We start from the raw sequence: 12,493 nt of genomic DNA, 5'->3' as shown, positions 1-12,493 counted from the left end.
ATGATCCCACATTATGCCTTTGATGTAGAACCAGAGATAAATTGGGGGAGATTTTTTGGTACAAGTACATACATGTCAGAATGGTGTTCGTATTGTGTCTGAGCAAATCGATCATGTAAGATCCGTTGCGCTAGGCATTTTTGTTAATGCAGGATCTCGTTATGAGCTTCCAGAGGAAAATGGCATTACGCATTTTATAGAACACATGCTTTTTAAAGGGACAAAAACTCGAACAGCTCGCCAAATTGCTGAAGAATTTGACCGAATTGGTGGAGAGTTAAATGCCTTTACATCCAAGGAAAACACTTGTTATTATGCAAAGGTTTTAGACCATCATGCAGAGCTTGCAGTTACAATATTAGCGGATATGTTCTTTAATTCTTCGTTTGCAGAGGAAGAGTTAGAGAAGGAAAGGCAAGTTGTACTAGAGGAAATATTAATGAGTGAAGACGCAGCTGATGACGATGTTCATGAAAAGCTATGGGGAGTCATGTATCCAAACGACGCACTCGGTCGTCCAATTCTCGGAACTGCGACTACTTTAAAAAATTTTACAGCAGATATGATACGTAACTATATGGCGAAACATTATGGTCCAGAATCAGTTGTTATTTCAATAGCGGGAAATATTTCTGCGAAGCTCATGCAAACAATTGAAGACTTATTTGGCCAATACCAGCCATCTCCACTTGCGGTAGAGCCTGTGCTTTCGAATCCTCATTTTTATCCAGGAGAGATTTCAAAAACTCGCGATACGGAGCAAGCGCATTTGGCCATTTCTTATCCAGCAATTGGTGTGAAAAATCCAGATATGTATAGCTTTATTGCACTTAATAATATTATTGGTGGTAATATGAGCTCTCGTCTGTTCCAAGAAGTACGAGAAGAACGTGGTTTAGCCTATTCAATATTTTCTTATCAATCCTGTTATGCAGATGTTGGCGCATTTACGATTTATGGTAGTACAAGTCGTCAGCAATTATCACAGCTTCAACATACAATTGATGCGACATTACTTGATATCGTAGCAGGTGGTGTGACCGAGGAAGAACTTATGAATGCGAAGGAGCAGCTGAAGGGTAGTTTTGTACTCGGTCTAGAGGGGACAGGCGCTCGAATGAATCGCAACGGTACAAGTGAGTTAGTGCATCGCAGACATCGTTCTGTAGACGAAGTATTAGCGTCCATCGAGGCCGTATCTATGGAATCGGTAGATCGCTTAATAGCAAAAATCTTGAAAGCTGAGCCAGCCATTTCAATTATTGGCCCAGAGGCTTAGAAAAGGTTGCCATTTAGGCAACCTTTTCTCTATTCAGTTTCTTTAAAAAACCTCTCTTGCTAAATATAAGGTATGGGTTTGAAGTAAAATAAAATTACTAATGATTATACTTATGATTGAAGGAATTAAAATAATTATCAAAAAGTTTCCGACTACTTGTGATAAAAAGTAATGGATAGGGAAATTAATTATAAAAATAAGGAAGATGGCTGTTATCATTCTAAAATAACTCATCCGCTTTGTCTCGTCTAGATGATGGATATAAAACTGAATGGAGATGAGTAAAGAAGCACTGCTAATATAGGCGAAGTACATGGCAAAATGCTCTGAAAAATTACCATCAGCTACATTTTGAGAAAAATAAGCAGGTGCTATTAGAACAAAAAGTAGCATCACGATGCCGTGACAATATAGAAAATCAGCTTGTAGCTGTGTTTTTCTCGTCAAAGGCAGACTATTGACAAACAATTCCCATTTTACTTTTTGATCGTCCTCATAGATTCCTCCAACAATGGAAGCAGAAAAAACTACAGCAAATATTACTATTGCGGGATTATCTAAAAAAGGTATTTTCATGTAACTTATGATCATACAAATAATAACTGCAAAAAGAATGGACCATTTTTGGACCATAATTCTTTGTAAAAGTAAAGCCTGCATTGTCTCTTTCCCTCCTAGAATTCTTTACGTTGATAAATTGCGGTTGAAATAAGAGAGGACAGCCATAAGATTAAAAGGCCAGCAAAAGGAGCAAAAAACATATACTTTTTTAAGTTGGATAATGTTAATGTCATATCTGGAACATACTCTTTTAAAAGACCAAATAAGAAACCGGGTATGAAGCAAAGAGCAATAAGAACCATTCTTCCCTTTATAGAACCAAATTTAATGTAGATCGGTAATAATAGTGCTAACATACAAAAGGCTAATGTCACAAGAAGATTAAATGTTGGAAAAAACTCTGCTGATGCCCAGTTATTCGTAAAACGATGAATAATAAATACAATCGGTAGTGCGAGTATAAGCCCAAAAAGCATAAGAAGGATGCTAAGTATATATTTACTAAGTATTATGTCCCCTTTTGAAATGGGTAAAGTATTTGCATATTTATCCCAACTGCTTTGTTCATCATAGGTAAGAGCAGTTATAGTTTGAAAGGTCACGATAAATATAATTATTGTAAAGAGCATTAAACCTTGTTGCATAAAAATTGATATAAATAGGAAAAAAATTAGCACGAAGGCCTGTGTTTTAATTTGACGTTGAATCGACATTAAATCTTTTAAGATAAGACCTGCCATGTTCAAACACTACCCTTCACATAAAATAGCATGATATCTTCTATAGAAGGCTTTTCAAGGGAAAATACCTCATTTACTTCATTTTTTAGAACCAAGGCTTCTATTCCAAAGGCTCCATTACGTTTTCTTATAATGGCATGTTCTGGTATTACGCTTACTTCCTCATTATTTCCTTTAAATATGCCGTACTCATAGACAAGTACATCCTTACTTTCGCTAAATAAAATTTCCCCATTATGAATGAGTGTAATGTAGTCAGCTATCTTTTCTAAATCACTTGTTATATGAGAAGAAAACAGGATGCTATGTGTTTCATCCTGCATAAACGTTAAAAATAAATCGAGAATTTCATCACGTATAATCGGATCTAGCCCACTCGTTGGTTCATCTAAAATTAAAAGTTTTGGATGATGCGACAATGCTAATGCTATGGAAAGCTTCATCCTCATTCCTCGGGATAATTCTTTAACCTTCTTCCTCTCCGGAACTTTAAATTGTGCTAATCGCTCAAAATAATAGCCTGAATCCCATGTTTTAAAAACTTTTTTCATAATTTTGTCGAGTTGCGCCGCATTAAGTGTTTCAGGCACATGTAAATCGTCAAAAACCACACCGATGTCGTTTTTTATCGATAATTCATGTTCGACAATATCCTTACCAAATAGCAAAATTTCGCCATATTCTTTTTTGAGTAGGTTAAGTATGCATTTAATTGTAGTAGACTTCCCAGCACCGTTTTCTCCTACAAAACCCATGACAGTGCCTTGAGGTACTGAAAAACTTACATCATTAAGAGAAAACCCTTCAAAGCTTTTATGTAAATCATGAACTTCAATAGCATTCATTTAGTTGTCCTCCTCCAAAATTAATGAAAGTAACTCCTGTACTTCTTCTTTTGTCAGCCCAGCAGTTTTGGCCGTTTTCACTGCTTTTTGCATATGCTCCTCAACTTGACGTAATAATTCCTCTCGTAGAAAATCTTGATTTCGTTCTGTAACAAAACTTCCTTTTCCAGCTACTGTTTCGATAAATCCATCTCGCTCTAAATCAGCATAAGCTCGCTTCGTTGTCATAACGCTAATTTTTAAATCCTTTGCAAGTGCACGAATAGATGGTAGTGCGTCACCTGCCTGTAATTTATTGGCTAGTATCGCTTCCTTAAGCTGTACGGTTATTTGCTCATAGATGGGTTTATCACTTGCGTTGCTTAAATGAATATGCACAAATTTCTCACCTCACACGACTGTATATACACACTATACACAGTATGGTTAATAAATGCAATATTTTCATACTTTGGGTAAGGGTCACGAATTGCAAAAACTCGGCATATATTGGGGTAACGGTTCAAGGAGGGAGATGAGGAATGCTACTATCAGAGATGGTGGATAAAGAGTTAATTCAAGTTGAGGGTGGCGTACATTTTGGTATATTGGCACATACAGAATGTCTAATAGATGTGCAAACAGGAAAGATTCATGGTTTTGAGATTGTTAAAGATAAATTGCCATTCCAAAAAAAGAAAGTAAAAGTTAGTGAAATGATACCTTGGCATGAAATTATACTAATTGGAGAAGATCGTATTTTATTTAACAAAACAACGACGGTTCAGTCAGAATTTTTACAGTGAGGTGAGCTTTTGGAAAATGAAAAATGGCTTGTTATCGGTGAGGATCTAAGGTTAAAGGAATTAGCTACAATGCTAAGAAGCCCATCGAGAACGGTATTTTATAAAAGAACATCAGTTTGGAATGAAGAGTTAAATAAACTTGTATTAGAATTTCAACCAAATAGAATTATTCTTCCCATCCTTCCACTAAAAATTGAAGTGGAACAGCTTTATGGGATATCTCAAGTTAAGTTTTATACAGGGCGTTTGACTATGCATTGGAAGCAATTGCTTGAGAAGAATGAAACAAATTGTTATTTACAACAAGAATCTTTTATTTGGCAAAACGCACGATTAACAGCCGAGGGATTTATCGCCACGTTTTACGGACTCGAGCAAAAATGCATTTACGGACAAAACTTTACTATCGCAGGTTTTGGACGCACAGCCAAAATGCTCGCCTCTTTACTCGTCAAGATGGGCGCTAATGTCCATATAGTTGCGCGTTCAGTTGTACAAGTGAGTGAAGCAAAGGCATATGGTTATAAAGCTACGAATTTAGACGACCGCAAATGGTCAATTAATGATGGGATTTTTATCAATACGATTCCAGCTAAATGGATTACAGAATCATTCCTAGATCATGTCCCAGCTGTCCTATATGATTTGGCTTCAGAGCCTGGCTGTTTAGATATAGACACTGAGCAATTACAAACGTACGTACTATTGCCATCATTACCTGGGAAATACTTTGCACATGATGCAGCTACAATATTGTGCAAGGCAATAGAGGAGGAAGAAAATTGCTATTAGGTAAACGAATTGGTTTAGGTATTACAGCCTCTCACTGTACGTATGAGGATGTAGTACCTAAAATTCAAAACTTTATAGATGCAGGAGCAACAGTTGTTCCAATAATTACGCATTCCGTGTTACATGCGGCTACGCGTTTTGGTACCGGGGAGGAGTGGATTGCAAAAATAGAGGAATTGACTGGAGAAAAGGTTATATCCTCTATTAAAGAGGCAGAACCATTCGGACCATCCAATCCATTGGATGCGATGGTTATAGCGCCGATGACTGGCAATAGTATTAGTAAATTTGCTAATGCAGCAACAGATAGTCCGGTCTTGATGGCTGCTAAGGCAACATTACGTAACGGTTCGCCTGTTGTCCTAGGCATCTCAACAAATGATGCACTTGGCTTAAATGGTATGAATATTATGAGACTGCTAAATGCTAAAAACATTTACTTTATTCCATTCGGGCAAGACTCCCCACATTCCAAGCCAAATTCCTTGATTGCTGATTTTGATCAAATGGTCGCAACTGTTCATGAAGCGATTACGGAGAAAAAGCAATTACAACCACTGTTTATACAATATTTCAAATAATTCACGAATTGCACACAATTTTCAGTATTTTTGTGATACAATAGCACACATTATGTAACATGTATTCAAGGAGAGATGACAGATGACAAAGCAGTTAACAGTTGCGGTTGTTGGAGCAACAGGGGCAGTAGGCACAAAAATGATGGAACAGCTAATTAAACGGAATTTTCCAATCGGAGATATTAAGTTCTTAGCTTCTGCACGTTCAGCAGGGAAACCAATCGAATTTAATGGTAAGACATATACAATTGAAGAAGCGACACCTGAAGCTTTTGAAGGCGTCAATGTCGCTTTATTCTCAGCTGGTGGTTCTGTATCAGCGGAGTTAGCGCCAGAAGCGGCAAAACGTGGTGCCGTAGTGATCGATAATACGAGCCATTTCCGCATGGATCCAGAGGTACCACTAGTTGTGCCTGAAGTAAATCGTGGCGATCTTGCTAAGCATAAAGGGATTATTGCGAATCCAAACTGCTCTACAATTCAAATGATGGCTGCACTTGAACCTATTCGTAATGAATTTGGCTTAAGAAAAATTATTGTATCAACATACCAAGCAGTTTCAGGTGCAGGTATTTCTGCTATTCAAGAATTAAAGGCACAAAGTGAAAATTGGGATGCAGGTAAGGATGTAGAAGCAAATATTTTACCTTCTGGTAGCGACAAACGTCATTATCCAATCGCTCGTAATGTCATTCCACAAATTGATAAATTTACAGACAATGGCTTTACATACGAAGAAATGAAAATGATTAATGAAACGAAGAAAATCATGCATGCACCAGAGCTAAACGTAGCAGCAACTTGTGTTCGTGTGCCAGTCGTTTCAGGACACTCTGAATCTGTTTATATTGAAGTAGAAAAAGAAGCAACGGTACAGGCGATTTTTGAAGTATTACGCAGTGCACCAGGTGTAGTATTACAAGATGATATCGCAACACAAACTTACCCAATGCCTATCTATGCAGAAGGGGAAGATGCTACTTATGTAGGACGTATCCGACAAGATTTAGACAATAAAAAAGGATTCCATCTATGGATCGTTTCTGACAATCTTTTAAAAGGCGCTGCATTAAACTCTATTCAAATTGCAGAAGCAATGCTGGAGGATAACTTACTATAAGAGGGGTGTAAGGATGAATTTAGGTCGAATTGGAACGGCGATGATTACGCCGTTCAAAGAAGATGGCACGATTAATTATCCAGAACTAGAACGTATTATTAATTATTTGATTGATAATGGTACAGATTGTATTGTCGCATGTGGCACAACCTCTGAAAACCCAACTATGTCCACAGAAGAAAAAATTGAAGTTGTACGCTTTACAGTAGAAAAAGTAGCAGGCCGTGTACCCGTAATTGCAGGTACAGGGGATAACGAGACTGCTTACTCTATTGCAATGACGCACAAGGCAGAAGAAAATGGTGCAGATGGTATCATGCTTGTAGCACCATATTATAATAAGCCAAATCAACGCGGTATTTTTGCGCATTTTGAAACAATTGCAAAAGAAACAAGTTTACCTGTCATGCTTTATAACGTGCCAGGACGTACAGGTGTCAATGTTGCCTATGAAACTTCCGTTGCTTTAAGTAAAATTCCTAATATTTCATGGATTAAAGAAGCGAGTGGAAATTTAGATCAAATGGGCGATATTATTGAGAATGTTGATTCAGATGATGATTTCTTCGTGTATAGTGGGGACGATGGTTTAACACTTCCACTACTAGCAATAGGTGGAGCAGGGATTATTTCAGTTGCTGCTCATGTTGTTGGAAATGATATGCAATTAATGATTAAAGCGTTTGAAGAAGGAAATCACGAGCTAGCAGCCAAAATTCACCGAGCATTATTACCACTTGTACGTGCGTTGTTCGCACAGCCAAACCCATCGCCTGTAAAATACGCGATGACCAAATTAGGCTTTGATACACTTAATGTTCGCCTGCCAATGATGGAAATGACAGATGAAGAAAAAGCAAACTTTGACCGAATTTGGGATACGTATCAAGAAAAAGCGAAAAGCTTTAGAAAAATAAGTACCTTTAGTTAAATCCTTAGACCGTAAACAAACGTGAGATTTTTTAGTTTGTTTACGGTCTTTTTTCTTTTGTTAGAAATATAAAGAATAAGACCGTTGATCCGTAGGGAGGCCCCCTCAGGTAAGGCGGAGATCCGCTCGGGTAGGAGTGGAAACTGCTCAGGTACAGCTAATATCCGCTCAGGCGCTAGAACAACCATACAGAGAATGGTTTACAAACGGCGATATATCCCATTCCAAAAACCTACGTCACTAAATAAAAGACAAAAATTAGACCTTTCACAATGCCACATACTCAACCTGCTTTCCATCTATTAGTAATAAAATTTGCAATAAATTTCTGTTTCTATCATGAAAGTTGAATTTTTAATTTGTGCAAAAGCTTTGCAAACCGTATAATAAATTTTAAGTGGTTGCTGTTCGGGATATTTTTAGGAGGAAATAAATTGACAAAAAAGAAAAATGAATTAATTCGCATCATCCCACTTGGTGGCGTGGGCGAAATTGGGAAAGCAATGTACGTAGTAGAAATTGACGAAGAGCTATTTGTAGTGGATAGCGGCTTAATGTTCCCTGAAGACGAAATGCTGGGCATTGATATCGTAATTCCGGATATTACGTATTTAGAAGAAAATAAAGATCGTGTGAAAGGCATTTTCTTAACACATGGTCATGAAGATGCAATTGGCTCGATTGCCTATGTATTACAAAAAGTGAAAGCGCCAGTGTACGGATCAAAATTAACAATTGCACTTGCAAAGGAACATTTAAAAGAATTGCCTGCACCACATCAGGTGAAATTCTTTGAGGTTACGAACCGTAGTCGTATGAATTTTAACTCAACGTATGTGACATTCTTCCATACAACACATAGTATTCCCGATTCGTTAGGGGTAGTGTTCCATACATCTGAAGGAGCAATTGTTCATACAGGGGAGTTTAAATTCGATCAATCAGCGACAGGTAAATTTAAGCCTGATTTAGCAAAAATGGCTCAGTTAGGGGAAGAAGGCGTATTTATTCTATTATCTGAGTCGAGTGAAGCTGAACGACCAGGTTATACGACATCTGAGATTGTGATTGAAGAGCAATTATCAAAAACATTCCATTCAGCACCAGGTCGTATTTTAGTTGCTGTTTATGCATCGAATTTTATCCGTGTTCAACAAGTATTTACACAAGCTCAAAAGTCTTTCCGTAAAGTAGTCATCGTAGGAAAACCTTTAGAAAAAGCTGTGGATTTAGGTGTACAGCTAGGTTACTTAACGGCTGGGGAAGATACAATCATCCCTATCTCAGAAATGCAAAAATATCAAGATGATGAGATTATTATTATTGCTACAGGTAATAAAGGGGAGCCACTTGATGCATTAGAGAAAATCGTCCGCAAACATCACCGAGACATTAAAATAAAGCAAGATGATACCGTATTAATTACTTTTACACCATCTCCTAGTATGGAAGTACAGATGGCTAATACGATGAACTCTATCGCAAAAGCAGGCGCTGAGATTCTAACATCTAGCAAAAATGTACATGTGTCGGGTCACGGTAGCCAAGAGGATTTAAAATTAATGTTAAATTTAATGCAACCGAAGTACTTTATCCCTGTGCAAGGTGAGTACCGTATGCTTATTGCTCACTCTAAGCTTGCTCAACAACTAGGTATGCAAAAATCACAAATTTTTATCGCCGATAAAGGGGATATTGTAGAATATAAAAATGGTAAAATGCGAATGAGTGGCCGTGTACAAGCTGGTAATGTATTAATAGACGGTATTGGTGTTGGCGATGTAGGCAACATCGTACTTCGCGATCGTAAGTTATTATCGCAGGATGGAATTTTCATTGTTGTTGTAACGTTAAACCGTGCTCAAAAGAAAATTGCATCTGGTCCGGAAATTTTATCGCGTGGTTTCGTATATGTACGCGAATCAGAAGAATTAATGGTAGAAGCTTCTGAGATTGCGAAAACTGTTATTGAAAAATACGTTGGTAAAGATACATTTGAATGGACAAACATTAAACAAGAAATTCGAGATACACTGAATACGTATTTATTCCAAAAAACGAAGCGCCGCCCAATGATTATCCCAATCATTATGGAATATTAAAAATGAAACATCATCGTTGAATGAAAAAGGATTTTCTAACCGAATGTAAACGGTGGAAAATCCTTTTTTTGGCTCAAACCTAAAAGTTGGGAATGGCATTTGTTGAAACATATATCATTTATATAAGTTGATTGGGGTGAAGGCTGGGTGACTCCTTGGGGATTAGCAATAGAGAAACGAAGGCTAAAATCATCACGTCCTGTGTTAACGCCTTCGTGGCCAACATCGTGCCGCTTTCGCTATGTTAGCACTACGCTTTCGCGCAAAAAACATCCTGCCGCTGCGTCAGCGACAAATGTTTTATCTGTGCGAAAGCGAAGCGTCAGCGACAAAGCGCCCAGCCGGAACGGAAATCAACCACACGTTATGGTAATGAGTCTATTTTTTGAAATAATCAAGTTCTACATGTTATTATTCGCTACATATATAGAATGGATTACAAAAGAAGGTGAAATAGATGGCGACTAGTAGAAAAAGAAAAGTCTCGAAAACAAAAGCGACTACAGAAAAAAAAGAAATGCATCCGCTTATGTATGAAATTTTAGGGCTTATCTTAATTGCATTAGCAGTTATTATGATTTTTGAATATGGCATGATTGGACGTATTCTCCAAACAATAGCAATGTTTCTTTTAGGAAATTTACATTTTGCTGTGCCATTTATGCTTATATTTGTTGCGTTATTACTGATGATTGGGCGGAAAAAAGTAAGTATTTATGATCGTCTCATATTAGGTATGCTCCTCATTGTTATGAGTTTAACAATTTTTAGTCACGGCATTCTTTTTGAGCAATTATCAAAATCTGGAGGTTTATTATCAGATTCTGTGTTGCGAGAATCTTGGCGAATTTTAATTAATTCAGAGGGTATTATCCATCGAAGTAATGCACTTGGCGGAGGTATGATTGGTGCACTGTTATTCAGTGCTCTACATGTATTATTTGAGGCAACAGGTGCGAAGGTCGTTGCATGGGTTATTTTCTTTATCGGCTTAATTTTAGTAACAGGAAAGGCGCTTGTTCCATATTTAGCGGACAAAATGCCTGATCTTTTTGGAAAATGGCAAAAGAAACATCGTGAAAAGAAAAAAAATGTGCCAAAGAAACCTAAGAATCGCCGTTCAAAAGTAGAAAGCAAGGATGAAATCGCAGCTGTCGAACAGGAGCCTGAGGTACAAGCGGAGGAAGAAGCTTCTCATGAACCAATTATCTCTGCCTTTACTCAAAATGTATCTCATGAACGAGAAGAATATGCAACAGCTGAAAATGAAGATATTGAACATGGAGAAATTGTTGATGATGTCCATATCGAAGGGGCAGATGCTGTAGAAAATGCAGATTATCAACTGCCGTCTTATAATCTATTACAATTACCGCCACAGCATGACCAAAGTGGCGAATATTCTGTCATTCAGGCAAATGCGAAAAAGCTTGAGCAAACTTTGCAAAGCTTTGGTGTAAAAGCAAAAGTAACGCAGGTTCATTTAGGCCCAGCTGTAACGAAATACGAAATATTACCAGATATAGGCGTGAAAGTAAGTAAAATTGTAAACTTACAGGATGATCTTGCCTTAGCACTTGCTGCAAAGGATATTCGTATGGAAGCACCTATTCCTGGAAAGTCTGCGATTGGCATTGAAGTACCAAATAGTGAGGTAGCAATTGTTACACTTCGGGAAGTGTTAGAGTCTAAAGATGGTGCAAAGCCAGAAGCTTTATTACAAGTCGCATTAGGTCGTGATATTACTGGACAAGCAGTACTCGCCGAGCTCAATAAAATGCCACATTTACTTGTTGCAGGTTCGACGGGTAGTGGGAAAAGTGTGTGTATAAATGGTATTGTCGTATCAATTCTAATGCGTACAAAACCACATGAGGTAAAGCTAATGATGATTGACCCGAAAATGGTGGAGTTAAATGTTTATAATGGAATTCCTCATCTACTGGCACCAGTTGTTACGGATGCTCGTAAAGCGTCTCAGGCGCTGAAGAAAGTTGTGGCTGAAATGGAGCGCCGTTATGATTTATTTTCTCATACAGGTACTCGTAATATTGAAGGTTACAACGGTCATGTACAAAAAGTCAATGAGCAAACGGATGAAAAACATCCGAAATTACCTTATATTGTGGTAATTGTAGATGAGTTAGCGGACTTAATGATGGTTGCCTCAAGTGATGTAGAGGATTCTATTACACGTTTAGCACAAATGGCACGTGCAGCAGGGATTCATTTAATTATTGCAACCCAACGACCAAGTGTTGATGTATTGACAGGTGTTATTAAAGCAAATATTCCTTCGCGTATTGCCTTTGCGGTTTCATCATCAATCGATTCTAGAACGATATTAGATATGGGTGGAGCAGAACGTTTACTCGGTCGAGGAGATATGCTGTTTTTACCTGCCGGTGCATCTAAACCAAAACGTGTGCAAGGTGCCTTTTTATCAGATCAAGAAGTTGAGTCAGTTGTTACCTTTGTTATAGAACAGCAAAAAGCACAGTATCAGGAGGAAATGATTCCGACCGAAGAAGAGACAATTTTAGAGGAAACGGACGAATTATTTGATGAGGCTGTGCAGTTAGTTGTGAGTATGCAGACGGCCTCTGTTTCGATGTTGCAGCGCCGCTTCCGTATCGGCTATTCGAGAGCTGCTCGTATTGTCGATCAAATGGAACAACGTGGTATTGTCGGGCCTCCAGAGGGTAGTAAGCCTCGACAAGTGCTCATTCATCAATACGATAATTAGTGCCAAAACAA

General features: G+C 37.9%; 12 protein-coding genes. 8 read left to right on the top strand and 4 right to left on the bottom strand.

What is annotated here, in order from left to right; all coding sequences use genetic code 11:
- The first annotated feature begins 55 nt into the window (after nucleotides 1–55).
- Entirely contained in the window at nucleotides 56–1,279 is a 1,224-nt protein-coding gene (locus ABH966_RS01000; protein ID WP_370075189.1) for a M16 family metallopeptidase, read from the top strand.
- A gap of 42 nt (nucleotides 1,280–1,321) precedes the next feature.
- On the opposite strand, the gene ABH966_RS00995 is transcribed toward ABH966_RS01000, so the two are convergent.
- The 4 genes from ABH966_RS00995 to ABH966_RS00980 are packed head-to-tail and all read right to left on the bottom strand — an operon-like array spanning nucleotide 1,322 to nucleotide 3,803.
- On the bottom strand, nucleotides 1,322–1,939 hold the full coding sequence (locus ABH966_RS00995; protein WP_370075188.1) for an ABC-2 transporter permease: 618 nt from the start codon (nucleotides 1,937–1,939) through the stop codon (nucleotides 1,322–1,324).
- A 14-nt stretch (nucleotides 1,940–1,953) separates the two neighbouring features.
- Nucleotides 1,954–2,580 carry an ABC-2 transporter permease gene (locus tag ABH966_RS00990; RefSeq protein WP_370075187.1) on the bottom strand — a complete coding sequence of 209 codons (627 nt, stop codon included), beginning with the start codon at nucleotides 2,578–2,580 and terminating at the stop codon, nucleotides 1,954–1,956.
- Nucleotides 2,581–2,582: 2 nt separating this feature from the next.
- Nucleotides 2,583–3,425: an ABC transporter ATP-binding protein gene (locus ABH966_RS00985; protein WP_370075186.1), complete on the bottom strand. Its 843-nt coding sequence runs from the start codon at nucleotides 3,423–3,425 to the stop codon at nucleotides 2,583–2,585.
- On the bottom strand, nucleotides 3,426–3,803 hold the full coding sequence (locus ABH966_RS00980) for a GntR family transcriptional regulator (protein WP_323645092.1): 378 nt from the start codon (nucleotides 3,801–3,803) through the stop codon (nucleotides 3,426–3,428).
- A gap of 143 nt (nucleotides 3,804–3,946) precedes the next feature.
- Between ABH966_RS00980 and ABH966_RS00975 the strand changes: the two genes are divergently transcribed.
- The 7 genes from ABH966_RS00975 (at nucleotide 3,947) to ABH966_RS00945 (ending at nucleotide 12,482) form a co-directional block, all read left to right on the top strand.
- On the top strand, nucleotides 3,947–4,210 hold the full coding sequence (locus tag ABH966_RS00975) for a YlmC/YmxH family sporulation protein (RefSeq protein WP_370075185.1): 264 nt from the start codon (nucleotides 3,947–3,949) through the stop codon (nucleotides 4,208–4,210).
- A 9-nt stretch (nucleotides 4,211–4,219) separates the two neighbouring features.
- Complete coding sequence (locus ABH966_RS00970) at nucleotides 4,220–5,002, top strand: dipicolinate synthase (RefSeq protein WP_370075184.1); 783 nt, start codon at nucleotides 4,220–4,222, stop codon at nucleotides 5,000–5,002.
- Nucleotides 4,993–5,583, top strand: a complete 591-nt coding sequence (locus ABH966_RS00965; protein WP_370075183.1) for a dipicolinate synthase subunit B — start codon at nucleotides 4,993–4,995, stop codon at nucleotides 5,581–5,583. Before ABH966_RS00970 ends, ABH966_RS00965 begins: the two co-directional genes overlap by 10 nt.
- Before the next feature lie 82 nt (nucleotides 5,584–5,665).
- Entirely contained in the window at nucleotides 5,666–6,703 is a 1,038-nt protein-coding gene (locus ABH966_RS00960; protein WP_370075182.1) for an aspartate-semialdehyde dehydrogenase, read from the top strand.
- A 13-nt stretch (nucleotides 6,704–6,716) separates the two neighbouring features.
- On the top strand, nucleotides 6,717–7,634 hold the full coding sequence (dapA, locus tag ABH966_RS00955) for a 4-hydroxy-tetrahydrodipicolinate synthase (RefSeq protein ID WP_370075181.1): 918 nt from the start codon (nucleotides 6,717–6,719) through the stop codon (nucleotides 7,632–7,634).
- Between the two features lie 434 nt (nucleotides 7,635–8,068).
- Complete coding sequence (locus ABH966_RS00950) at nucleotides 8,069–9,736, top strand: ribonuclease J (RefSeq protein WP_370075180.1); 1,668 nt, start codon at nucleotides 8,069–8,071, stop codon at nucleotides 9,734–9,736.
- 457 nt (nucleotides 9,737–10,193) lie between these two features.
- A complete protein-coding gene (locus tag ABH966_RS00945; RefSeq protein ID WP_370075179.1) occupies nucleotides 10,194–12,482 on the top strand; it encodes an FtsK/SpoIIIE family DNA translocase in 2,289 nt (762 codons plus the stop codon).
- Nucleotides 12,483–12,493: the final 11 nt, after the last annotated feature.

The sequence above is a fragment of the Lysinibacillus sp. RC46 genome, from assembly GCF_041262385.1.
In the GTDB taxonomy this organism is placed as follows: domain Bacteria; phylum Bacillota; class Bacilli; order Bacillales_A; family Planococcaceae; genus Lysinibacillus.
The sequence above is the reverse complement of the archived record's forward strand: the minus strand, read 5'-3'. Positions and strand labels throughout refer to the sequence as shown.